Origin of the sequence: Nocardia sp. NPDC052316, assembly GCF_044547795.1 — a bacterium.
Classification (GTDB): Bacteria; Actinomycetota; Actinomycetes; order Mycobacteriales; family Mycobacteriaceae; genus Nocardia.
Genome location: NZ_JBIUBB010000005.1, coordinates 412862 through 437286, shown reverse-complemented (window position 1 = coordinate 437286; position 24425 = coordinate 412862). Strand labels below are relative to the sequence as shown.

General features: G+C 66.5%; 20 protein-coding genes and 2 tRNA genes. 8 read left to right on the top strand and 14 right to left on the bottom strand.

Going from position 1 to position 24425, the window contains the following annotated elements:
- The first annotated feature begins 182 nt into the window (after positions 1-182).
- Positions 183-395, top strand: coding sequence for a hypothetical protein (locus ACIHA7_RS25610; protein WP_397293477.1), 213 nt, complete (start codon positions 183-185; stop codon positions 393-395).
- Positions 396-399: 4 nt separating this feature from the next.
- On the opposite strand, the gene ACIHA7_RS25605 is transcribed toward ACIHA7_RS25610, so the two are convergent.
- The 4 genes from ACIHA7_RS25605 to ACIHA7_RS25590 form a co-directional block, all read right to left on the bottom strand.
- The gene (locus ACIHA7_RS25605; protein WP_397293476.1) at positions 400-1242 is read right to left on the bottom strand and encodes an ABC transporter permease; all 843 of its coding nucleotides are present in this window, start codon (positions 1240-1242) and stop codon (positions 400-402) included.
- Complete coding sequence (locus tag ACIHA7_RS25600) at positions 1239-2246, bottom strand: ATP-binding cassette domain-containing protein (RefSeq protein ID WP_397293475.1); 1008 nt, start codon at positions 2244-2246, stop codon at positions 1239-1241. The genes ACIHA7_RS25605 and ACIHA7_RS25600 overlap by 4 nt, the downstream gene beginning before the upstream one ends.
- Positions 2247-3270: 1024 nt before the next feature.
- Positions 3271-4200, bottom strand: coding sequence for an acyl-CoA dehydrogenase family protein (locus tag ACIHA7_RS25595; RefSeq protein ID WP_397293474.1), 930 nt, complete (start codon positions 4198-4200; stop codon positions 3271-3273).
- A 40-nt stretch (positions 4201-4240) separates the two neighbouring features.
- Positions 4241-4741, bottom strand: a complete 501-nt coding sequence (locus ACIHA7_RS25590; protein ID WP_397293473.1) for a pyridoxamine 5'-phosphate oxidase family protein — start codon at positions 4739-4741, stop codon at positions 4241-4243.
- Positions 4742-5068: 327 nt separating this feature from the next.
- Between ACIHA7_RS25590 and ACIHA7_RS25585 the strand changes: the two genes are divergently transcribed.
- Together ACIHA7_RS25585 and ACIHA7_RS25580 are read left to right on the top strand one after the other, a co-directional pair.
- A complete protein-coding gene (locus ACIHA7_RS25585) occupies positions 5069-5779 on the top strand; it encodes a YoaK family protein (protein ID WP_397293472.1) in 711 nt (236 codons plus the stop codon).
- Positions 5780-5819: 40 nt separating this feature from the next.
- Positions 5820-7010 carry a hypothetical protein gene (locus tag ACIHA7_RS25580; protein WP_397293471.1) on the top strand — a complete coding sequence of 397 codons (1191 nt, stop codon included), beginning with the start codon at positions 5820-5822 and terminating at the stop codon, positions 7008-7010.
- A gap of 506 nt (positions 7011-7516) precedes the next feature.
- Here ACIHA7_RS25580 and ACIHA7_RS25575 read toward each other — a convergent pair.
- The 10 genes from ACIHA7_RS25575 to dnaA form a co-directional block, all read right to left on the bottom strand.
- Positions 7517-7589, bottom strand: a tRNA-Ala gene (locus tag ACIHA7_RS25575).
- A 3-nt stretch (positions 7590-7592) separates the two neighbouring features.
- The gene (locus ACIHA7_RS25570) at positions 7593-7700 is read right to left on the bottom strand and encodes a DLW-39 family protein (RefSeq protein WP_222595215.1); all 108 of its coding nucleotides are present in this window, start codon (positions 7698-7700) and stop codon (positions 7593-7595) included.
- 29 nt (positions 7701-7729) lie between these two features.
- Positions 7730-7803 (bottom strand) — tRNA-Ile (locus ACIHA7_RS25565).
- 156 nt (positions 7804-7959) lie between these two features.
- Positions 7960-9180 carry a DUF3566 domain-containing protein gene (locus ACIHA7_RS25560; RefSeq protein WP_397293470.1) on the bottom strand — a complete coding sequence of 407 codons (1221 nt, stop codon included), beginning with the start codon at positions 9178-9180 and terminating at the stop codon, positions 7960-7962.
- Positions 9181-9222: 42 nt separating this feature from the next.
- Entirely contained in the window at positions 9223-11745 is a 2523-nt protein-coding gene (gene gyrA / locus ACIHA7_RS25555) for a DNA gyrase subunit A (RefSeq protein WP_397293469.1), read from the bottom strand.
- 54 nt (positions 11746-11799) lie between these two features.
- On the bottom strand, positions 11800-13854 hold the full coding sequence (gyrB, locus tag ACIHA7_RS25550) for a DNA topoisomerase (ATP-hydrolyzing) subunit B (RefSeq protein WP_397293468.1): 2055 nt from the start codon (positions 13852-13854) through the stop codon (positions 11800-11802).
- A gap of 598 nt (positions 13855-14452) precedes the next feature.
- Entirely contained in the window at positions 14453-15013 is a 561-nt protein-coding gene (locus ACIHA7_RS25545; RefSeq protein ID WP_397293856.1) for a DUF721 family protein, read from the bottom strand.
- A gap of 317 nt (positions 15014-15330) precedes the next feature.
- Positions 15331-16512: a DNA replication/repair protein RecF gene (gene recF, locus ACIHA7_RS25540; protein WP_397293467.1), complete on the bottom strand. Its 1182-nt coding sequence runs from the start codon at positions 16510-16512 to the stop codon at positions 15331-15333.
- Between the two features lie 213 nt (positions 16513-16725).
- On the bottom strand, positions 16726-17901 hold the full coding sequence (dnaN, locus tag ACIHA7_RS25535; protein WP_107653500.1) for a DNA polymerase III subunit beta: 1176 nt from the start codon (positions 17899-17901) through the stop codon (positions 16726-16728).
- A 974-nt stretch (positions 17902-18875) separates the two neighbouring features.
- Positions 18876-20939 carry a chromosomal replication initiator protein DnaA gene (gene dnaA / locus ACIHA7_RS25530; protein ID WP_397293466.1) on the bottom strand — a complete coding sequence of 688 codons (2064 nt, stop codon included), beginning with the start codon at positions 20937-20939 and terminating at the stop codon, positions 18876-18878.
- Positions 20940-21602: 663 nt separating this feature from the next.
- On the opposite strand from dnaA, the gene rpmH reads away from it, so the two are divergent.
- The 5 genes from rpmH (at position 21603) to ACIHA7_RS25505 (ending at position 24335) form a co-directional block, all read left to right on the top strand.
- On the top strand, positions 21603-21746 hold the full coding sequence (gene rpmH, locus ACIHA7_RS25525) for a 50S ribosomal protein L34 (protein ID WP_005516618.1): 144 nt from the start codon (positions 21603-21605) through the stop codon (positions 21744-21746).
- 21 nt (positions 21747-21767) lie between these two features.
- Entirely contained in the window at positions 21768-22184 is a 417-nt protein-coding gene (rnpA, locus tag ACIHA7_RS25520) for a ribonuclease P protein component (protein WP_397293465.1), read from the top strand.
- Positions 22181-22579: a membrane protein insertion efficiency factor YidD gene (yidD, locus tag ACIHA7_RS25515; protein ID WP_397293464.1), complete on the top strand. Its 399-nt coding sequence runs from the start codon at positions 22181-22183 to the stop codon at positions 22577-22579. Before rnpA ends, yidD begins: the two co-directional genes overlap by 4 nt.
- 4 nt (positions 22580-22583) lie before the next feature.
- Entirely contained in the window at positions 22584-23678 is a 1095-nt protein-coding gene (gene yidC / locus ACIHA7_RS25510) for a membrane protein insertase YidC (protein WP_397293463.1), read from the top strand.
- Between the two features lie 150 nt (positions 23679-23828).
- On the top strand, positions 23829-24335 hold the full coding sequence (locus ACIHA7_RS25505) for a protein jag (protein WP_370465417.1): 507 nt from the start codon (positions 23829-23831) through the stop codon (positions 24333-24335).
- The last annotated feature ends 90 nt before the right edge of the window (positions 24336-24425 follow it).

Here is a 24425-nt window from a genome sequence, read left to right as displayed (position 1 = left end):
CGGGTCGCGTCGGTCACCGAGTTCCGGTGCGCCCGGCGAAGATACCCGCGACGCAACGGTCGTCGTCCGCGCCGCCGCGTCGGCCCATTGCCCGAACCGACGGGTGGTGGTCACGGTGCACCCGGGCGGGCCGCTGAGCTGGAGCTACTGCATGAACGGCGCGGTTGTGCCAGCATGGGCCAATGACCATGGGGCCCCTACATGTATCCGCACGTACTCGTAACCGGCTCATTGTCGCGGCGGCCGTCACGCTGGCCGGTGGCGTGGCCTGGCTGGTACGCAGCAAGCGGCCGCAGCCGCCCGCGCCCGCCCCGGCGCCCCCGCGCATCGGCTACTCCCGCAACGGCTCCGCGCCGACCCCGGTAGCCGGAGCAGGCGCGGAGAACGGCCGCTAGCGGTTCAGCGACTGACGGTCTTCTTGTACTGCCGGACCGCTAGCGGTACGAAGACCGCCATGATCACCACCACCCAGATCAGCGTGGTCACCTCCGGGTTGCGCAGCGACCACGCGGTGGGCGGCGGCGCCACCGCACTGGTGTTGCCGAAAAGATCGCGGGTCGCCTGAGTGAGCGCGGAGACGGGATTCCACTCGGCGATCACCCGCAGCACCGTCGGCAGCTTGTCGCTCGGCACGAAGGTGTTGCCGATGAAGGTCAGCGGGAACACCACGATGAAACTGGCGTTGTTGAACACCTCCGGTGCCCGCACCAGCAGCCCGACGTAGGCCATGATCCAGGACACCGCGTAGGCGAACAGCAACAGCAGCAGGAACGCCAGCACCGCGTCCAGGAACGACCCGCGGATCCGCCAGCCGATCGCCAGACCGGTCAGCGACATCACCGTCAGGCTGACCACGTTGATCACCACGTCGCTGAGCGTGCGCCCGATCAGTACGGCCGACGGGGCCATCGGCAGCGAACGGAATCGGTCGATGATGCCCTTCTGCATGTCCTCGGCCAGCGCCGCCCCGGTGAACGACGCGCCGAACACCACGGTCTGCGCGAAGATGCCGCCGATCATGAACTCCCGGTAACTCACCCCGGGGATCTCGATCGCCGAGCCGAAGATGTAGGCGAACAACAGCACGAACATGATCGGCGAGAGCGTCGAGAAGATCAGCACGTCGGGCACACGCCTGATCTTGATGACGCCGCGCTTGGCGATGGTGAGGCTGTCGCTCACCACCATCGACAGTTTGTCGCCGAGCGAGAGCCGCTCGTGCGCCGGAGCCATCGTGGTCATCGGGTCGTTCCTTCCACTGCGGCCTGCCGCTCTGTGGCGGCGCGGCCGTTGTCGTTGGTCAGTTCCTCGGCCTCGTGCCCGGTGAGGGTCAGGAACACATCGTCGAGTGAGGGCCTGCGCAGGCCGACGTCGTTGATCCGCACATCGTGTTCGGCGAGCTGGCCGATCGCCGTGACCAGCGCCTGTGATCCGTCGGCCACCGGGACGGTGAGCCTGCGCAGCCCGGGCTCGACGTGAATCTCGCCGTCGGCCAGGCCTTTCAGCGCCTGCATCGCGGTACCGAGGTTGTCGGCGTGGTCCACGGTGAGCTCGATCCGGTCGCCGCCAACCAGGGTTTTGAGCTCGTCGGCGGTGCCGCGGGCGATGACCTTGCCGTGGTCGATCACCGCGATGGCGTCGGCCAGCCGGTCGGCCTCGTCCATGTACTGGGTGGTGAGCAGCAGCGTGGTGCCGCCGGCCACCAACTCCTCGATGACGTCCCAGAGCGCGAGCCTTGCGCGGGGGTCCAGGCCGGTGGTCGGCTCGTCGAGGAACAGCACCGGTGGGTTCGCCACCAGCGCACCCGCCAGATCGAGGCGCCTGCGCATACCGCCGGAGTACGTTTTCACCGGCCGGTCGGCGGCGTCGCTGAGCCGGAACCGCTCGAGCAGTTCGCGGGCGCGCTCCTTACTGCGCTGCACCCCCATGTGATACAGCCGCCCCACCATTTCCAAATTCTCGAAGCCGGTGAGATATTCGTCCACCGCGGCGTATTGGCCGGACGCGCCGATGCGGGAGCGCAGGGTCCGCGGCTCGCGCAACACATCGATGCCCGCGACGGTCGCCCGCCCGGCGTCCGGCACGAGCAGGGTGGTGAGCACCCGGACCGTGGTGGTCTTACCTGCGCCGTTGGGTCCGAGTAGCGCGGTGACGGTCCCCGCCGGGACCGAGAGGTCGAGTCCATCGAGGGCGACCAGATCGCCATATCGTTTGACCAGACCCTCGGCGACTATTGCGTCGGGCATGATTCTCCTGAGTTCGTGAGTTTTCGTGGGATGTATTTGCACGACGCCAGTGGTCTGGTGCCGACCGAATTCGCTGGGCCGGGGAAATGGCCGATACCCGAGCCAGTATTGCGCCACCCACCGACAATTTCATCCGATTTGCGCCGGTTTTCGATCTTGAAATGACGGAAGCCCGCGACCACCGGGCATCCGCGGTTGCCGAGGTTGCCCTCAGGGCGCGCCGAGGCGCGGCCATGGCGCGCGAAGTGATGCGTAATCGCTCGATCCTTCTGTTGGCGGGCGGCGAAGTCTTCTCTCTACAAAGTACAGAGTTTATGCCGGGTTGCCCACCCCCGATTCGGCCTGGACGTCCCTCCCACAGACGAAGGCCGCACCTCGATCCAGGCGGTGCTCGGGGGTGCCGGATCGAAGTGCGACCGGTTCGATACTCCCGCGCGCGGCCCTCCGAGTCGTGCGTAGCGGACTACCCGAATCATCGCCGCGCGGTACTCGTGCACCGGGGCGCGCCCACGCGAAAGCGCCCGGGCCCCTTGCTCGCTCGGACCATTCGATCGGCCGGAACCCGCTGAACACGAACACATGTTCGCACCGGGGTACGACAGGTTCCGGCAGACGAATACCGACGCACATCGGCGTCGGCCGCCCACCCGAGCCGAATCGTCCTCGAGGGACAGCGATTCTCCACACACAGCGACCGGTCGGCTTGTTTTATCCAGCTCCGACAGCCCCGGGTCGGAGCGCGAAACGAGCGACGATCAGCCTGCGCAACAGTGGTTTTGGCAAACACCAGGCCACCGCCGAACAGTGGCCCCCCGAAGCGCCCCACCTACCCGAAACGGTCACGAACTAGCAGAAAGTAAGCCGACCCAAAAAATCTTCAAAAAGTGGCACTCCCCACGCGCACACAATCGGGAATCATCGCGTAGGATCATTCAAGTCGGCCCCTCCCCCCCGGGCCGACCTTACGCGGGCCTCGGCTAACTCCCCCCCTTCGCCGAGGCCCGCTCCCCATTTCCGGACCAGGTCAGACGACCCGATTCTCGCCGGGTAGCACCGATCGCCAGGCCGTAGCCAGACGCTGATCACGCACCCGCCCGGCGACCCCGAGCAGCGGCCGATCGCGTTCCCACCGCTGTCCGATCACCGAATCCACGGACGCCCACAGCGAATCCAGCTCCGCCAGCAACCGCTCGACGGACTCGAATATGCCGCCGAGCGCGATGTGCACGCCCGGCGAACTCGGCGCATCGAGGTCGAGCCCACGGACCGCCGCAGCCAGGGTGAGCAGTCGCTCCAGCACGGCGCGCGGCCAGCCCGCTTCGCGCGCCACCCGCACCAACCAGCCGAGCGCCGCGGCCAGCACATGGATGTCTTCGATCGTGCGAAACGGCTTGAGGTAATCCAGGTACCCGTCACCCGGTAGTACCTCTGCCGCAACATCTGTCAGCGTGACCATGGCATGCGGGATTTCCGGGGCAAACGGAGTCTCGGGCAGATTCGTCACGTGCACCCCGGTCGCCCGGGCATCGACCACGGTAGCGCGCAACCGATTTCGGCCGTCCTCGCCCGCGCCCACGCTGGCGATCACCACCAACCGCTGTGCCAGCATGCCCAGCGTGGCAAAGGTTTTGGTGCCGTTGAGCCGGAACTCGCCGCGATCTTCGGTCAGCATGGTCCGGATCGCCGCGGGATGCCCGCCGTCCGCCTCGGTCGCACACAACGCGACCAGTTCGTCAGCGGGCAGATCGGGGATCAGCGTGCGCACCGCCTCCTGATACCCGGACAGGAACGCGAAACCGAGCCGGTCGGCCCCGAATCCGCCCGAGAGGGCGACATCGACCGGCTTGCCGAATCGATTCGCGGCCACCCGATGTCGTGTCCACGCCGCGCCGACATCGTCGAGCGGCGTCGCGGCGAGCGGTTCGGTCAGCAGGAAATCGAGCACGGAGTCCACCCGTGCACGGTAACCGGCGATGCGACCGGGAGCAGTTCGGTCACCCGGCGGCGCGTGCCGCCTCGGGCCGCGCCTGCCAGATCCGGCTGCGCAGATCGCGGCCTCGGATCACCTGCATCCGCCAGGGGTCCAGCCGCAGGATCTGCAATGTCGGGTCCTGTGGCGAGTGCCAGAACTGGCCGAGGTCGTATCCGGCGCCCGGCGGGCTGGTCTGCCGATACAGCTGCCACACCCGCTCCCTGATCTCGGGCGCGTCGACCCACTCGGCCGTCGCGTCCACCGCCACCGAATTGTTGCCCGGTGCCCAGTAAGAGAAGTTCACATGGGGATTGGCGGCGATGTGTGCCGCTTTGACCGGGGTCTTGTAGGTGGCCAGCCAGCCGAGCGGAGTGCCGCCCGCGTGCTCCCAGACCGGAATGAGCACCCGCGTCCTCGGCCGGTGCTGCTTGTCCACGGTCACCATGGTGGCGTAGCCGATCTGCCCGACGTAAGCGTCGAACTCCATCTCGATGTCGGCGAAGGCCGTCACCTTGCTCGTCATGCTGCCATTCCTTTCGTGCGACCGGTCACAACGGACCGGCCACTCAGCGACGTACGCACGCTCCGCCCACCTCGCTGCCGAGCCGATCCGGTCGGTTACTTATAGTAACTGACAGCATCATGCGTCACCTGGGCTGAACAGGAAAGACGGCACTTTGAAGTCACTTGGTTACTCCACGGATACCGGCGACCCGATCGACCCGCCCATCGAACGAACCGCTGATTCGATGCTGGTGACCATCCGGCAACCTACGGCGCTGCGCATGCGCGTTCGGCCGACGAGCGGTAACACTGAGGAGAACCATCCGCCCCGAAGGGAGCCCGACCTGTGCCGAAACCGGACGAAGCGCGCAAGAGGGCACTGTTCGACAACGAGGCGCGACTGTCCTGGGTCCTGGCCGCGCTGGCCGGATTGATCGGCGCGGCGGCGTTCATGCATACCGCTGGCTACTTCGTCACGTTCATGACCGGCAATACCGAGCGCGCCATCCTCGGCCACTTCAACGATCAGAAGGACACGGCGGCCGCGGCGGCGGGACTGCTCGCGTCGTTCGTTTCCGGCGTCGTGGTCGCCTCCTGGTGCCGCAGACACTACTGGTCCGGGCATCCACACGGGCCGACCCTGCTGACCACCTTCAGCTTGGCCACCGCGTCGATCATCGACATCGTCCGATTCCAGAACCCGGAGACCGCCGATATCGACTTCGTGCCGATCCTGTTCGTCGCGTTCGGCGTCGGCGCGCTGAACACCTCGTTCGTGAAGGACGGCGAGGTGTCGGTGCCGCTGAGCTACGTCACCGGGACCTTGGTCAAGCTGGCACAGGGCATCGAACGCCATATCAGCGGCGGCGACTACGCCGATTGGCTCGGCTACTTCCTGCTCTATCTGAGTTTCGCGCTCGGCGCCCTGCTCGGTGGCCTGTTGAGCATGCTGGTCGCCGGCTGGGCGATGCTGATCACCGCGACCGTTGTCTGTCTGATCGTGACCGGCTACACCTACCTGCACCTCGATCGGCACGGACCGCTGTCGGGCCGCTGACTCCTGTGCACTCGTCGGTCGGTCCGGTTACGGTTGCCGCGTGGAGGAGAAATTCGGGGTCGACGCCGATCAGTTCGCGGCGCTCGTCCTGCAGCAACTGACCGAGGCCGGCCAGCACGACGCGAAGTACGATCCGGACGAGTTCACGATCACCGTCGGCGACCTGGAGATGTACCTGGGCAATGTCTTTCGGGAGGCCGCCCACCTGCCTGCCGACGACCGGGACGCTCGGATAGCCCGGTACATCGCGGGTATGCAGGACGCGGACGCGCCGGAGACCTGGGCCGAGTGCCGCGCCTTGCTGCGACCGATCCTGCGCCCCAACGGCTTCGGGCTCAACACCCCGACCAAGGAGATGCTGCCGATCGCCCGCCCCGTGCTCCCGTTCCTCGACGAACTGGTCGCGATCGACAAGCCCCATTCCCGCTCGATCGTCTCCGGTGCGACGCTGGAACGCTGGGGTGTTACCGCCGACGAGGTCTTCGCCGCCGCGCGCGAAAACCTCACGGCCCTGGTCGGTTCCCACGGCTTCACCGAAGCGGGCCTGCTGCATTTCGCCGACAACGGCGACGGCTACTGCACCTCCTGGCCGCTGATCCCCGGCTGGCTCGCCGGCTCCGGCGACGGCACCCACCGCCCCATCGCCTTCATGCCCGACGTCGACACCTTGCTCATCGCCCCCGACGACGGCGACCTCACCTCCCTGTTCAAGCACGTCGAGCAGCAGTACCGCGCCGCCGTCCGCCCCGTCTCCCCGCAGGGTTACACCGTCGATGACGACGGCACCGTCATCCCGCTCGACCAGGTGCCCGACCACCGTCACCACGCCCTCGCCCTGCGCGCCCGATGCGGTTTGGCCATCACCGAATACGACGCCCAAACCGAGGCCCTGAAAACCGCGATGGACCGCGACTTCGTCTACCCCCACCACGACGACCTCGACCCAGCCTTCGTCGCCTCGGTCCTCTACGTAGCCTCCGACGAAGGCCCGCACACCGTGACCGTCTGGGGCGAAGACGTCGAATACCTACTCCCCGAAGCCGACCGCATCCTCTTCTGCACCGAAGAAAACGGCGAGATGCAGACCCTCTTCGAGGTCCCCTTCGCCGCCGCAGCCGAAATCACCGGTCTGACACCAATTCCCGGCATGTCCCCCCGCCGCTACGAAATCCGCCACTGGCCGAACCCCGAAACCCTCGCCCGCCTGGAGGCCGCCGCAGTACCGCACTGAGCTCCGAACGCGGGCGGCACGTAACCGCGTGCCGCCCTGAAAGGTTCAGTAACAGGTAGGGGCCCAGCGGAAAACGGTCGCCTGCCAAATGGCTCGAGACTGCCGCCTACATACCGGCTTCATTCTCGTGAAACAAAGAACCGCCCAGCACCACAGCCGTGTCGCTGAATACAAGCGACCTAAGCGTCAGCAAGGCAAGGAAGCTATCTCAGGTACGCGACCACACGAAGGGGTCCGGGGCGGAGCCCCGAAAACACCAAGCCAGCACACAACCCCGAAAAGGCGCACCTGAGAAGGGGGGTCCGGGGGGCGAAGCCCCGCCGGGCGGGGCGTGGGGGGGGGGGCCCCCCCCCCCCCCCCCCCCCCCCCCCCCCCCCCCCCCCCGCCCGGGGGGGGGGGGGGGGGGGGGCCCCCCCCCCCCCCCGCGGGGCGTGGGGGCTCCGCCCCCACAAAACACGCGGAACAGAAAAGGCCCACGCCCTCCGTGGGCATGGGCCTGGTATCTGTGGAGCCTAGGGGAATCGAACCCCTAACCCCTGCCTTGCAAAGGCAGTGCTCTGCCAATTGAGCTAAGGCCCCGAGTCAGCGGGTGGTGACTTCGTGCCACAGGTCGGCGTCGGTGCGCTGGCGCAGCTTGGAGATGCCGATGAGAACCGCGACCACGGCGCCTACCGTGACAAGAAACTTCATGGTTCCCACCCTACTGTGATGTTCGGGAGTGGGCCTAGGAGGACTTGAACCTCCGACCTCTTCGTTATCAGCGAAGCGCTCTAACCGCCTGAGCTATAGGCCCGTATGACTCTTGTGTTCTTCCACCTGAGCCGAGGCTAGAGATTACCCGACTTGCCCGTGAACGACCAAAACGGCTGGTAGCAGGGGTGCAGATCAATGAAAACGGCCGGTGCCGTCCCGGGTGGGGGACGGCACCGGCCGCTGGGTGTTCGACATGCTAGTCGGGATCGGCGAGCGTCACCTGGATGCCGCCGACCAGATCACAGCACTGGTTGTAGATGAACGTGCCGACGGTGCCGAGCGCGGTGAACAGCACCACGTTGATCAGCCCGATGACGCCCGCGTAGCCGAAGACCGTGCCCGCGTCGATGAGCCCGACCGACCCGCTGTCCTGGGAAACCATGTCGGTGAAGGTGTTGTTCAACCGTTCCCAGACGCCCATGCCCTCGAGCACGATGTACAGCAGGCCGACCGCGAGCATCCACACGAAGAACATGGCCACGCTGATCACCAGCGAGATCTTCAGGGTGGACCAGGGGTCGATGCGGCGGATCTGCACGGTGGCCCGCAGCGGCTCGCCGGTGGCGACGGCCGCGGCGACCGCGACCGGCACCGCGGGTGAGATGGGCGGCTGCTGCCCGGTGTGGTGTTCGGCCGACGGCGGCAGCGGGTGCCTGATCTCGGACAGGTCCGGCATGTCCTTGATCAGCTCGGGGCGCGCGATGCTGCGGGTCGGTCCGTCGATGCCGACGGACTTCACCATCGCCGCTTCCTTGCGGGCCGCCTTGGCGGCGAGGTCGGCGGTGGTGCGCGCGTTGGTGACACCGCCGCCGAGACCGCCGCCGCCCGAACCGCTTTGGCCCCCTGAGCCGCTCGGCCGTCCGGTGACCGGCGCCTGGCCCGGCCGGTACAGGTTGGACTGTGGTTCCCGCTGCGGCAGCTGCGCCCAGCCGTCCTGGAACGGCGATTGGCCACCGCCGTTGCCACCGGACTGATCCCCCGACTCGGGCGCACCGGGCTCTGAGTTGTTCATGCGGACAGTCTGATCGAACGGATCTTGGCCGCCGTGACCGGGAGCCTGCTCCGCCCCCGATTGCTTGCCCGCGAAATCGCCTTGCTGGTCCTGCTTTTCGCGTTGCTGTCCGCCCTGCGGCCCGCCGGATCGGTCGCCACCTTGCTGGCCACCGCCCTGCGGGCCGCCGTGCTGGGGCTGGCTGCCGTGTTGCTGCCCGCCCTGCTGGCCAGCGGCGGACTGCCCACCACCCGGTTGGCCACCGTTCGGCTGGCCGCCACCCGGCTGCCCGCCACCCGGTTGGCCGTTCTCGGCCGACGAGTTCGGCCGGGGGATCGGCCGCGGCGGAATCGGTGACGGTGCGATCCGCTCGGTCACACCGTTCGTCGGGTGCCGCTCGTCATTCGGCTGATTCGGAGTGGTCAATGGGAATCCTTAGATCCGTTCGTTGCCGCCGCTGTTGGGTTACTACTCAGAGGAACCGGTGTCGCTGTTCTCGCCGGCGAGCAGATCGGGATCGGGCTCATCGGCATTGCGCGCGATAGCAAGCAACGTATCGCCCTCACCGAGGTTCATCAATCGCACGCCCTTGGTCTGTCGTCCAGCCTTGCGAACCTGCTTGGCCACCGTCCGGATGACACCACCACCGGACGTGATCGCATACAACTCATCCTCGTCCTCGACGATGAGTGCACCGACCAGGGTGCCACGCTTGGGGTCGTACTGGATGGTCAATACGCCTTTACCACCCCGACCCTGCGCCGTGTACTCCTCGATCGCAGTCCGCTTAGCGTAACCGCCCGCGGTGGCCACCAGCAGATATGTATCCGGCCGCACAACGTTGAGCGACAAGAGTTCATCCGAGGCGTTGAACCGCATGCCCTGCACACCGGAGGTCGCGCGGCCCATCGGACGCAGCGCCTCGTCGGTCGCGGAGAACCGGATGGACTGGCCGAGCGCCGAGACCAGCAGCAGGTCGTCGTCGGAGGAGCACAGCACGGCGCCGACCAGTTCGTCCTCGTCGCGCAGGTTCACCGCGACGATGCCGCCGGTGCGGTTGGAGTCGAAATCGGTCAGCTTCGACTTCTTCACCAGGCCGTTCTTGGTGGCGAGCACCAGGTACGGCGAGTCCTCGTAGGACTTGAGCTGGATGATCTGGGCGATCTTCTCGTCCGGCTGGAAGGCGAGCAGGTTCGCCACGTGCTGGCCGCGTGCGGTGCGGCTGGCCTCCGGCAGCTCATAGGCCTTGGCGCGGTAGACCCGGCCCTTGTTCGTGAAGAACAGCAGCCAGTCGTGCGTCGAGGAGATGAAGAAGTGCTTGACCAGGTCGTCCTGCTTCAGCCCGGCGCCCTGTACGCCCTTGCCGCCGCGCTTCTGGCTGCGGTAGAGGTCGGTCTTGGTGCGCTTGGCGTAGCCGGTCTCGGTGATCGTGACGACCACGTCCTCGCGGGCGATCAGGTCCTCGTCGGCCACGTCACCGTCTGCGGCGATGATCCTGGTGCGCCGGTCGTCGCCGTACTTCTCGACGATCTCGGCCAGCTCGTCGCGCACGATGGCGCGCTGGCGCTCCGGCTTGGCGAGAATGTCCTTCAGGTCGGCGATCTCGAGTTCGATCTTGGCCAACTCGTCGATGATCTTCTGCCGCTCCAACGCCGAGAGGCGGCGCAGCTGCATGTCGAGGATCGCGGTGGCCTGGATCTCGTCGATGTCCAACATCTGCATCAGGCCGGTGCGCGCGGTGTCGGTGTTGGCCGAACGCCGGATCAACGCGATGACCTCATCGAGCGCGTCGAGCGCCTTGACCAGGCCGCGCAGGATGTGGGCCCGCTCCTCGGCCTTGCGCAGCAAGTACTTGGTGCGCCGGACGATGACGTCCAACTGGTGCTTGACGTAGTACCGGATCATCTGGTCCAGGCGCAGCGTGCGCGGCACACCGTCGACGATGGACAGCATGTTGCAGCCGAAGCTGGTCTGCAGCTGGGTGTGCTTGTACAGGTTGTTCAGCACGACCTTGGCGACGGCGTCCCGCTTGACGGTGACGACGATCCGCATGCCAGCGCGGTCCGAGGACTCGTCGTGGATGTCGGAGATGCCCGCGATCTTGCCGTCGCGCACCTGCTCGGCGATCGAGTTGATGAAGTTGTCGGTGTTGACCTGGTACGGCAGCTCGGTGATGACGAGGGTGGTGCGACCCTTGTTGTCCTCCTCGATCTCGACCACACCGCGCATCCGGACCGAGCCGCGGCCGGTGGTGTAGGCATCGTGGATGCCCTGGCTGCCGACGATCAGACCGTAGGTCGGGAAGTCCGGGCCCTTGACCCGCTCCATGCAGGCGGCCAGGGTGGACTCTTCGTCGGCATCGTAATTGTCCAGCGCCCAGTAGATCGCCTCGGCCAGCTCGCGCAGGTTGTGCGGCGGAATGTTGGTCGCCATGCCGACCGCGATGCCGTTGCTGCCGTTCATCAGCAGCGCGGGCACCCGGCTGGGCAGCACGGTCGGCTCCTGCGAGCGACCGTCGTAGTTCGGGATGAAATCGACCGTCTCGTGGTCGATCTCGCGCAGCATCTCCATCGCGAGCGGGGTCAGCCTGCACTCGGTGTATCGCATGGCGGCCGCGCCGTCGTTGCCGCGGGAACCGAAGTTGCCCTGGCCGTCGACCAGCGGGTAGCGCAGCGACCACGGCTGAGCCATGCGCACCAGGGTGTCGTAGATCGAGCTGTCACCGTGCGGGTGGTAGTTACCCATGGTCTCGGCGACCGGGCGCGCGGACTTCACATAGCCGCGGTCGGGCCGATACCCGTTGTCGTACATGGCGTACAGCACGCGCCGGTGCACCGGCTTGAGGCCGTCGCGCACCTCGGGCAGCGCGCGGCCGACGATCACGCTCATCGCGTAATCGATGTAGCTGTTCTGCATTTCCTGCTGGATGTCGACCGGATCGATCCGGTCGCCGCCGGTGCCTCCGTACGGAGGCAGCGTCGTGTCGGTCATGAAGTCTCCTTAGCGGGCCTGGTGCGGTTGCGGTGACGGGGCACGCGCACCGGCTTATACGTCGAGGAAGCGAACGTCCTTGGCATTACGGGTGATGAAGCTGCGGCGGGCCTCTACGTCCTCACCCATCAGCACGCTGAACAGCTCGTCAGCCGCGGCGGCGTCGTCCAGGGTGACCAGCTTGAGCACGCGCACCGACGGGTCCATGGTGGTCTCCCACAGTTCCTTGGCGTTCATTTCGCCGAGACCCTTGTAGCGCTGGACGCCGTCTTCCTTGTTGATCTTCTTGCCCGCCGCGAGGCCGGCTTCGAGCAGACCGTCGCGTTCGCGGTCGGAGTAGGCGAACTCCGGATCGCTGCGCTGCCACTTGAGCTTGTACAGCGGCGGCTGCGCCAGATACACATGCCCCTGCTCGACCAGCGGACGCATGAACCGGAACAACAACGTCAACAGCAACGTCGCGATGTGCTGACCGTCGACGTCGGCGTCGGCCATCAACACGATCTTGTGATAGCGCAACTTGGCGATATCGAACTCGTCATGGATACCGGTACCGAAGGCAGTGATGATCGACTGGACTTCGTTGTTCTTCAACACCCGATCGATACGGGCCTTCTCGACATTGATGATCTTTCCGCGCAACGGCAGGATCGCCTGATACATCGAGTCACGCCCGGACTTGGCCGAACCACCGGCGGAGTCACCCTCGACGATGTAGATCTCGGACTTGCTCGGATCCTTGGACCGGCAATCGGCCAGCTTGCCCGGCAGACCACCCAGGTCGGTTGCGCTCTTGCGGCGCACCAACTCCCGGGCCTTACGGGCGGCGACCCGCGCCTGCGCCGACGAGACCGCTTTGTTCACAATGGTCTTCGCGTCGGCCGGGTTGGCTTCGAACCAGTGCGAAAGGTGCTCGTTGCACGCCTTCTGCACGAACGACTTGACCTCGGTGTTGCCGAGCTTGGTCTTGGTCTGGCCTTCGAACTGCGGTTCGGAGACCTTCACACTCACGATGGCGGCCAAGCCCTCGCGGATGTCGTCACCGGTGAGGTTGCCGTCTTTCTCCTTGAGCAGCTTCTTGTCTTTGGCGTACTTGTTGACCACCGTGGTCAGCGCCGCACGGAAGCCTTCCTCGTGGGTACCACCCTCGTGGGTGTTGATGGTGTTGGCGAAGGTGTGCACCGACTCGGAGTAGCCCGAGTTCCACTGCATGGCGACCTCGAGCTCGTGGCCGGTGCCCTTGCCGGTGAACCCGACGACGGAGTTGTGGATCGGCTGCTTGGTCCGGTTGATGTGGCGGACGAAGTCCTCCAGGCCCCCCGGGTAGTGGTAGATACGCTGCTTCACCTTGTGTTCGACTGGCGCGCCGGCGTCTTCGGCCTCCGCGTGCTTCGGCGCGTCGGCCGTCTCGCTGACCACCTCGTCGGTGACCTCGGCGTCGGTGACGCGCTCGTCGGTCAGGGTGATGGTCAGTCCCTTGTTCAAGAACGCCATCTCCTGCAGCCTGCGGGCCACGGTCTCGAAGTTGTAGGTGGTCGTCTCGAAAATGTTCGGATCGGCCCAGAACCGGATCGTGGTGCCGGTCTTCTTGGACGGATCGCCCTGGAGCAGCTTGCCGGGAACCGAATCCTTGTAGGTCTGGGTCCAGTGGTATCCGTCGCGGTGGATCTCCGCCTCCAACTGGGAGGACAGCGCGTTCACCACGGAGATACCGACGCCGTGCAGACCACCGGACACCGCGTAGGAGTCGGAGTCGAACTTGCCGCCCGCGTGCAGCTGCGTCATGACCACCTCGATGGTCGGGACACCCTGCGCGTGCATGGCCACCGGAATGCCGCGTCCGTCGTCGACCACCTCGACGCCGCCGTCGGCGAGCAGCGTGACATCGACCCGGGTGGCGTACCCGGCCATCGCCTCGTCGACGGAGTTGTCGACGACCTCCCAGATCAGGTGGTGCAGGCCACGCTCACCGGTGGAACCGATGTACATGCCGGGACGCTTGCGGACCGCCTCGAGTCCCTCGAGAACCGTGATGGACGAGGCACCGTAATCCGCCTTGCCCGAGGAAGCGTTGGTCGAGCCCGATGCGTTGGAGTCGTTGGCAGCCACTGGTCGGTAGCTCTCCTTACTTGCTGATCCTCCTGGCGGGGCACTGCACAGCACGCGTTGGTCCCTGGCCATGACTGCTCGAGAAATACAGGGCCACGCGGGCTGTACGGAACGCGCCGAAGGTGATCGCCGCTAGTTACGTCACCATCCTACTGGTACACCCAACCTACAGCGCACCTACGACACCCCTGACAGCTCCGTGAATGCGAGAAATCGGATTGCGGCGAGTCTGTTCCGCCCTCCGAGGCTTTCACTCGCCTCTGGGAGGATTCGGGCGGTGCGTGCCGAAGGGTCACCGGCACCGCACACGGCGATGGGGCGGAATGCCCGTATTTCACGACCCGCGGGCGTAGCCGAGGAGTTACTCGCGCGGCTCGCCAAGTGCTGTGCGGTGCCCGCTCCCCAGCGGGGAACAGGCTGCGAGCAGGGCGGGAGATCAACCACCCGCGGTGGGGCCGGGTTGCACAGAGTACGAACGTGGCCGGCTGCGGGGGCGCTGGGCTGCTGTCGGCACAATCCAGCTACTGACCGCTCGGGCGAAAGCCCTTGGCGCAGCGAGCGATACCGCGACGCGGTTTCACGTGGAACGCCCTTCGGTCTATCCGTAGGTATCGCGGGGTCCGCGACCTTTGACGTGACGCTCACCCTTGCGCCAGCTGGGTGCGGCAGGGCCGGTGATCTTGAGCGACGTCACGACACCCGGTCCGACCGCGGCGTTGATCTTCGCCAGGATCTGACTCTGCAGCATGCGCAATTGGGTTGCCCACGCGGTGGATTCGGCGGCGATGCTCAGCACGTTGTCTTTCAAGGTCAACGGCGTGGCATGGGACGCGATGTCCTCGCCGACGACGCCTGCCCAGCGGCCGAACACCATCCCCTCGGCGACCTTGGTGGACCAGCCGCGATTCTTGGCCAGCGAACCGGTCAGCTTCCCGAACGGCTGCGGATCCCGGGAGTCCGGCCCTGCCCCCGACCAGCCGGTGCGCCTGCGCGCGCCGGTCCGCAGCTTCCGCTGGGGCGAGGATCGCCCCTGCCCGACCGACTTGCCACTCGCCTTCGCCGCCGCGCGGGCCTCTTCCAGCGCCCGCCTTGCCAGGTCGATACCGCGCAACTCCGGCTCTTTACCTGCCGGTTCGGCGCCATGTTGATCGGTCACCAGGCTCCTCGCTCCTCCACCCCTCCGAGTACTCAGGCCATACAAGTCGGGTGCCCCGTACGCCGCTCACAGGGGCGGCGGTCGGTGCCTACTCGACTTTTGGGCGTACCCGGTGAGGTACCGATGTACTTACGAAATCAGTTGTCACGTGTCTCGCCAGCTGACGTCAGGTCGTACAGCGAAGGTTCTCGACCTGGTCACTGTACGACAGGTCAACGACAATTCAGGGGCAGCGGCAGCCGCCCCGAGGCACCGGTTATCAACAGGACCTGTTGATAACCATGCTTTTCTGTGCATACGTCATAGTGCGAACGCGATCGTCACGGTGACGGTGCGGCTGGCTCGGCGATCCTGGAGGTTCGGCCGTCCGGTCCGCCGCTGGTCTCCACCCGCAGGGGCACGGCGGCGAGTTCGGCCGGGACGTCTTCGGGCACCGCCGCGGTGATCAGGACCTGTTCCGCGCCCGCCGCCACGGCCGCGAGGGCGGTGCGGCGGCGGCGGTCGAGTTCGGCGAAGACGTCATCGAGCAGCAGCACGGGTTCGGAGCCGGTGACGCGCAGCAGTTCGAACGCACCGAGGCGCAGCGCAAGAGCGAACGACCAGGATTCACCGTGGCTGGCGAATCCCTTGGCCGGTGCGTCACCGAGGTTCAGCTCGAGCTCGTCGCGGTGCGGACCCACCAGGCAGACGCCGCGTTCCAGCTCCTTCGGCCGGGCAGCGGCGAGCTCGCGCAGCATGACGGCTTCCAGGGCTTCGGTGTCGTCCGGCTGGGGTTCCCGTGCGGGGTCCAGGAATTCGGGCGGCAGCGTGGCGCTGCGGTAAGCGATTGCGGCAGGCCGGGATTCGGGCGCGATGGCGGCGTAGGACTGCGCGAGGTACGGGTACAGATCGTGCACCAGGCGCAGCCGGTAGGTCAGCAGCACCGAGGCGTGCGTGGCCAGGTGGCCGTCCCACACGTCGAGGGTGCCGAGGTCCGCCTTCGACCTGGCTTGCCGCCCAGCGGATTTCAGCAGCGCCGAGCGCTGCCGAAGCACCCGGTCGTAGTCGCTGCGGACGGCGGCGAGCCTGGGCAGGCGGGCTGTGCACAACTCGTCCATGAACCGGCGCCGCTCCCCCGGATCGCCGCGCACCAGCGCGAGATCTTCCGGAGCGAACAGCACCGTCTGCAGGATGCCGAGGATCTCCCGTGGCCTACGGGCCGGCGACCGATTGATCTGGGCTCGGTTGGCGGCGCCCTGGTTCAGCTCGATGTCGATGCGCAGTTCGCGGCCGCTGTTGACCACGGACGCGCCGACTCGTGCCTTGTCCGCACCCAGCCTGATCAGCGGGGCGTCGGCCGCGACCCGATGCGAGCCGAGGGTGGCCAGATATCCGATCGCCTCGAGCAGGTTGGTCTTGCCGTTGCCGTTCGAGCCGAGGAAAACCGTTCGGCCTGGGGACAATTCGAGTTCGGCGTGTTCCCAGGAGCGGAAGTCACGCAGTGACAGTGTTCGGATGAACATCCGCTACCAGGCCCCTACCTGCACGAATTCGGTCTGGAGATGTTGTGCACACCCCTTCGACACCGGCGCCGAAGCCCACCCACAGCGTGTGGAAGACCTGTGCATGAATGGTGTCCGCCTCGACCGACTTGCCGCCGAATCCCACAGCGGCGCTACTGGTTTCGCAGCGGCCGAGGCAGGAATCGAGCTCGGAACGCGGTCGTGCACCGGGGATCAGCCCGGCAGCCGGACCGGCATCAACAGGTAGGTGTACGGACTGTCCAGCGCGGCGAACGCGCCCGACTCGAGCACCTTCGGCTCCTCGTCGACCGCGGGCAGCAGCACGGCGGGTCGGCTCGGCGTGGTGAACCCGAAGGTGACCCGCTCGGCGTGCAGCGCGGACAGGCCGTCGATCAGGTAGCCAGGGTTGAACGCGATGGTCAGCGATTCGCCGCGGAAGTCGGCCTCCAGCCACTCCTCGGCGCGACCGGCGTCGTCCCCACCGGCGGACAGCTGCAGGCCCTCGGTGGAGAACTCCAGGCGCACCTGGGCGCCACGCTCGGCGACCAGGGCGACGCGCTTGATGGCCTCGGTCAGCACCGACACCTGGAGGGTGGCAATGGAGGTGTGTTCCTTCGGCAGCAGCTGGCGGAACTTCGGGAATTCGGCATCGAGCAGCCGGGTGGTGGTCCGGCGGCCCGCGTTCACGATGCCGAGCAGGCCGTCCGAGCCGGCACCGGTGCCGAGCGAAAGCTGCACAGGGGCATCGGAGGTGCCCAGTGTCTTGGCGGCCTCGGACAGGGTCCTGGCCGGGATGAGCACCGCGGTCTCGATATTCGCGTCGGCGGGCGACCATTCGATGTGCCGGACCGCGAGCCGGAACCGGTCGGTGGCCGCGAGCACCACCTTCGAGCCCTCGATCTCGACGCGGATACCGGTGAGCATCGGCAGCGTGTCGTCCCGGCCCGCCGCGACGGCGACCTGGCCCACCGCGTTGGCGAACACGTCGACGCTCAACTCGCCGGACTGCTGCGGTACCTCGGGAAGCTGGGGATAGTCCTCGACCGGCATGGTCGGCAGGGAGAACTTCGCACTGCCACAACTGATCAACACGCGCGTGCCGTCGACGGACACGTCGACCGGCTTGTTCGACAGCGCCTTGGTGATGTCGGCGAGCAGCCTGCCGGAGACGAGCACCTCGCCGGGCCCGGCGACCTCGGCGGCGACGCGCATCTGCGCGGAGACCTCGTAGTCGAAGCCGGAGACGGTGAGCCCGCTGTCGTCGGCTACCAGCAGCACACCGCCGAGCACCGGCACGGGAGGCCGGGACGGGAGGCTGCGCGCCACCCAGGCAACGGATTCCGCGAAGTCCTCTCGGGCGACCCGAAACTTCATGCTTGCAAGCTCCATCGCCCGATCTGTCCTCTCCCAGTTCCGTGAGCTGTTATGCGGTGGCCGGACATTCGTCCTCCAAGCCTGTCGGCTCGTTCAACATTGGTTGTTCGCGAAGGGTGCTGGATCGGCCGCCATCAAAAGTGTGGCACAGGCGACCGACAACAAACCGTACCCGCGACTGGAGCTATGGCCTAGCCCGACCCGCTACATGGCTGGCGAGTCTTCGGGCCGGGCATGGAGAGGACGGGGCCCGGTTCCGTGGCAGGAGATGGGTTGTCGGTGATCCGGTGCGGAGCCGGGTGGCGACGAGACCATCAGTGAGTCATGGATCGAGTCCGCTGCGATCGATGGGTGTGCGCGACCGACGCATCGAGGATCGCGTGCGGATCCACTCCGGTTCTTCTCCTTGCCTGGGGACAGGACTCCCTCGAGACGTGACCCTCTTCGACCGACTTTCCACACACCTGTTTTCAAGAGAGTTCTTCTAGAAGAAGAACTGAAGTAGTAGTAGGCACTGTGGAATCTGTGCACTGACGCCGTATCCGCTGGTCAGCGGGCGTGGTGCCGTGGGGATGAGCAGAGGGTGTCTCGAGGATGAACGAGGGGCGTCTGTGGAGTTCTGAAGTTGTCCCAGATTCATCCTCGAGCGCTCCTCGAGTTGTTCCACCGAATTCACCCGGTTGTTCACACGTGTGTACCGATGCGTGGACAACTCGAGGAATCCTCGAGGACTCCACATGGAGTCCTCGAGGATTCCCCAACCCCGTGACCGAACACCGCGCTGGTCACCGCCTGTGCGCAAGCCGGGCTGGGGATGCTGGGGATGAAGGCCTGTTAGCGGAGGCGGCACGGTCCATCCCCACACCTGTTAGCCAATCGGTGCACAAACCGGTGGATTCCTCGAGGACTCCACAAGGATTCCTCGAGGAATCCACAGGCCAAAAAAAGCACCGCCCCAGGTCAGGGCGGTGCTCGGTTGTTAGTAAAGCTCAGCGCGAGCGCTGTTTGATGCGGGCTGTTAGTTCTTGGACCTGGTCGTACACCCGGCGCCGCTCGGTCATCTCCTTGCGGATCTTCTTCTCCGCGTACATCACCGTGGTGTGGTCGCGGCCGAACGCCTGACCGATCTTCGGCAGGGACAGATCGGTGAGCTCGCGGCACAGGTACATGGCGATCTGGCGGGCCTGCGCCAGCGGCCGCGCCTTGCCCGGGCCGGTCAGCTCCTCGAGAGTGGTGTTGAAGTACTCGGCGGTGACCGCCATGATCGTCGCCGCGTTGATCTCCAGCGCCGCGGTATCGGGCATCAAGTCGCGCAGCACGACCTCGGCCAGCGGCAGGTCCAGCGGTTGCCCGTTCAGCGAGGCGAACGCGGTCACCCGGATCAGCGCGCCCTCCAACTCGCGGATGTTGCGCTCGACCCGGGTGGCGATCAGCTCCATCACGTCGTGCGGCACGTCGAGGCGGTCCATCCTGGCCTTCTTACGCAGGATGGCGATGCGGGTCTCCAGCTCGGGCGGCTGCACGTCGGTGATCAGGCCCCACTCGAACCGAGTCCGCAGCCGCTCCTCCAGCGTTGCCAGCTGCTTGGGCGGGCGGTCCGAGGAGACGACGATCTGCTTGTTGGCGTTGTGCAGGGTGTTGAAGGTGTGGAAGAACTCTTCCTGGATACCTTCCTTGCCCTCGATGAACTGGATGTCGTCGACCAGCAGGATGTCGGTCTCGCGGTAGCGGCGCTTGAACGCCACCTTGCGGTCGTCCCGCAGGCTGTTGATGAAGTCGTTGGTGAACTCTTCGGTCGAGACGTACTTCACCCGCATGCCGGGAAACAGCCGCTGGGCGTAGTGGCCGGCCGCGTGTAGTAGGTGCGTCTTGCCCAAACCCGAAGCGCCCCAGACGAATAACGGGTTGTAGGCGCGCGCGGGCGCCTCCGCGATGGCGACCGCCGCGGCGTGCGCGAAGCGGTTGGACGCGCCGATGACGAACGTCTCGAAGGTGTACTTCGCATTCAGGCTGGCCGAAGAACTCGACGGCGCCGAGCTCTCCTGCGACTTGGTGAAGTAGGTCGGCCAGGAATTACGGGCGTTGACCACGGGCTCGTCGTCGCGGTCGGCGCGTGGGTTCTCGGACTCACGGACCGACTCGTGCGCGGCCGCCAATCCGGGATCGTCGGATTGGGCCTCGCGCACCGGCGCCCGGACCGGACCGCGTACCGCGGCGGGGCCTGGATCGGGTGTGAACAAGGACTCCTGGCCGGGCGGGATCGATTCGCGGCGCGGGGGCAGGCCCTGTTCGCGTCGCTGCGCGGGGGTGGGTTCGTGGCGCTGCGCGGGCTGCAGGTCGACTTGCGGGGCGTATTCGTCGCGGACCGGGTATTCGTCGTGGCCGTAGTCCTGCCGGTCGTACTCGCCCGCGGACGCGTACTCCGGCGCGTACTCGGTGTCCGCGTACTCGGAACCGCTGTTGTAGCTGGGGGTTTGTGCGTATTCATTGGTCTGGGCGTAGCGCGGCTGCTGGTAGTCGTCGTGGCCTTGGTATTCGCCGCCGGGGTAACCGGCCTGGCCGCGGCCGTTGTCGCCACGTCCGTTGTCGCGAGGTCCACTGTCGCGGGAGCCGTGGTCCCGATGGCCGTTGTCCCTCGGCCCGCTATCGCGCTGTCCGGTATCGCGAGGACCGCTGTCGCGGTGCCCGTTGTCCCTGGAGCGCTCGGGCGTGCTCGTCATCCTGGCGTGCCTAGGGTTGTTGCCCGCCCGCTCGGTGCTCTGGGCGGCAGGCGCGGCGATGCGCACGCCGAGCCCTTCCACCTGGGGGCCGAGGCGCCGGGCCAGTGACCGCAGGATCGGCTCGCGCAGATCGCGTTCGATGGCCTCTTGAGCCAACGAGGAAGGCACCGAGAGCAGGGCGAACCCCTGCGCCACCGTCAGCGGCTTGACCAGTTTCAGCCAGGCCTGCTGCGCTCGGGTCACCGGCGGAATGGCACCGTCGGATGAGCCGGTGGTCAGCTCGGCAACTACCTCGGGCCACACCGTGGCCAACACGTCCTGCTCGTCGTCCATGCAGTTTCCTCCCCGGAAGTAGGTCGATAGGAGCAGACGGTCGGGGCACGCGGGGAGGTGGTGGTGACGACCATGCTCGATCGGTACCGTGATCCCGCATACGTCCGTAACCGGTCCGGACGCCGCCCGGATCCCCATTCCGGGCCGCGGCGTGGCACCGTCGGCCCTACGAATATGCCACTCCAGGGGTCTTTCCACACAATTATCCACAGATGTGGAGAACCCTGGGGAGTTGTGAAATGCGGCTGCGCGCCCTGTTCATAACGCTCTGACCTGCGGTTGTGTAGCAACCCTTCGGCAAAGCAGGTTGCCGATGCGGTCGGGCGTGGCTAGGGGTGTGGACGAACTCACGGTAATACTCACAGGGCGGGACAGTGATATGCACAGCCTTGGAGTGTCGCCCCGCGGTTCCTGCTGGTCGGGCGATCGGGGCAGGCCGGGTGGGGCGAGTTTGACCCGTTCCTGGGCGATCAGTACCCTCGTACAGTCACCCTTTGGTGCGGTGGCGGTCTTGTGCTGACCGCGTGTGGGTCGTGATCGACCGACTGTGCGCCAAGACCGACGCGCCGATGATGACCAGACCTGCGATTCATCGCGAATACCTGTTTCACCGAAAAAGCTTCGGGCATCAACTGATGCCCACTGACTCGAGGAGTGTTGACCGTGGCCAAGGGCAAGCGGACGTTCCAGCCGAACAACCGTCGTCGGGCGCGCGTCCACGGCTTCCGTCTCCGGATGCGTACCCGTGCGGGTCGCGCCATCGTTTCGGCGCGCCGCCGCAAGGGCCGCGCCGAACTCACTGCCTGATCCTCGCTCGCGGACGCTCGGGTGTTGCCTGAGTCGTATCGGTTGCATCATCGTGCCGACTTCTCCCGGACGGTGCGCCGCGGCCAGCGAATCGGGAGGCGCGATCTGGTCGTGCACGTGCTCACGCACGGGTATGACGGAGTCGTGGACGTACATGGACGACAGGGTGATCCAGCCGGTGCGCTGGTCCGCGTAGGCGGGCCGCGCTTCGGGCTGATCGTCAGCAAGGCGGTGGGCAACGCGGTGATTCGACACCGTGTGGCCCGCCGCCTGCGTCATATGTGCGGTCAGATGATTCCGGAGCTGCCCGCCGACACCGATATCGTGATTCGGGCGCTGCCCGGAGCGGCCGACGCCTCCGCCGAGGAGCTGCTGCGTCAGCTGCGCGGCGCCGTGCGCAAGCTCGGTGTCGGCTCGGCAGGGACCGGTCCGGTATGAGCCTGCCCGCGAAGATCGGCCGGTTACCGGCGAACGCACTGATCTTTCTGATCGAGTTGTATCGGACCTACGTCTCCCCCACCCGCATGCCGGTGTGCCGATTCACCCCGACCTGCAGCGAGTACGCGGTCACCGCCTTGCGGACGCGCGGGCTGTTCGTCGGCCTCATATTGGCAGCCGTGCGACTGGCCAAATGTGCGCCCTGGCACCCTGGTGGGTGGGACCCCGTTCCGGAGCGGAAGCGAAGCACCGTTCGCACCGCACCAGGGACCGTGGCAGCCACCGAGCCGGCGCCGCAGGAAACCAGCCTGCAGGCCGATCCGGTGTCGGAGCCGAACGCTTGGAAAGGATCACCGCGCGCGGTGATCGGCGATACGAACGACGGGAGTGCATAGAGCCGTGCTCGACTTCATTTATTATCCGGTGTCCTGGATCTTGTGGTTCTGGCACCGGGTTTTTGCCGCAGTGCCCGGCCTCGGTAAAGACAGCGGTCTTGCCTGGGCGCTTGCCGTCGTGTTCCTGGTGTTCACCCTCCGAGTGCTGCTCTACAAGCCGTTCGTGAAGCAGGTGCGCACCACCAAGCAGATGCAGGAGCTGCAGCCCCAGATCAAGGAGCTGCAGAAGAAATACAAGAACGACCGCCAGAAGATGGCGGTCGAGATGCAGAAGCTGCAGAAGGACCACGGCTTCAACCCGCTGATGGGCTGCCTGCCGATCCTGGCGCAGGTGCCGGTGTTCCTCGGCCTGTTCCATGTGCTGCGCTCGTTCAACCGCACCGGCCACGGCTTCGGCCAGCTCGGTCTCTCGATCACCGAGAACGCGAACACGCCGAACTACGTCTTCAACGCGGCCGACGTCCAGTCCTTCCTGAGCGCCCGTATCTTCGGCGCGCCGATCTCGGCCTTCATCACCATCCCGAACTCCGAGCTGCAGGCCTTCGCCATCGACGGCGGCGTCCCGAGCAAGGTGGCCATCGCCGCCGTGGCGATCCCGCTGATGATCATCGCCGGTCTGGCCACCCACTTCAACGCGCGCGCCTCGGTCGCCAGGCAGACGCCGGAAGCGGCCGCCAACCCGCAGGCCGCGATGATGAACAAGCTTGCGCTCTGGGTGTTCCCGCTCGGCGTGATGGTCGGTGGTCCGTTCCTGCCGATCGCCATCCTCCTGTACTGGGTCTCCAACAACATCTGGACCTACGGCCAGCAACACCTCGTCTTCGGCAAGATGGAGAAGGAAGAAGAGGCCAAGAAGCAGGCCAAGATCGAGCAGCGGGCGCAGAACGCGCCGAAGCCAGGCGCCAAGCCGGTCAATACCCGGAAGAAGACGGCGACCGACGCCGTCGAGGACGCCATCGACGCTGTGGACGCGGTCGACGCCGCCCCCTCCACCAACGGGACCGGCAAGTCCACCGGCAAGGCCGCGGGACAGCGCAGGCCGGGTGGCCAGAAGCGACCGGGCAACCGAGGCCGAGCGAACCAAAAACGCCGACGCTGATCGCATCTCGGTGGCCGGCGGGCCACCACGCTGAGCAACCCCTTGATCGCGCACCGTCCGGCGGCGAGCGCACGGCGAGCGTGATGAGCAGATGAAGGAAATCAAATGACAGTTGAGACCGACGGAGGGGACGCCACAGTGGCGACGACGATGGTGAACGCGGAAACGGACGCCGACGATGTCGTGAACGATGCCGAGGAAGCCCTGATCGAAGAGGGCGAAATCGCGGGCGACTACCTGGAGCAGTTGCTCGACGTGCTCGACTTCGACGGCGACATCGACCTCGACGTGGAGGGCGACCGTGCCATCGTGAGCATCGACGGTGGCCGGGATCTGTCAAAGCTGGTGGGCCGCAACGGTGAAACGCTCGACGCGCTACAGGAGTTGACCCGGCTGGCGGTGCAGCAGGCGACCGGTGTGCGCAGCAGGCTGATGCTGGACGTGGCGGGTTGGCGCGCCAAGCGCCGCGAAGACCTGAGTGCGCTCGGCACCGCCGCCGCACAGCGAGTGCTGGAGTCGGGGGCGCCGGAGTCGCTGGCTCCGATGACGCCGTTCGAACGCAAGATCGTGCACGACGCGGTGGCGGTGATCGACGGCGTCAACAGCGAGAGCGAGGGCGTCGAGCCGAACCGGCATGTGGTGGTCGTTCCGGCCTGAGCGCCGGACACGTTAGGGCACGGCGCATTTCGTCACCCTGACGGATAGTGGTTGGATAGGGCCTCTGGTCTTCGGATCGGGGGCCTTGTT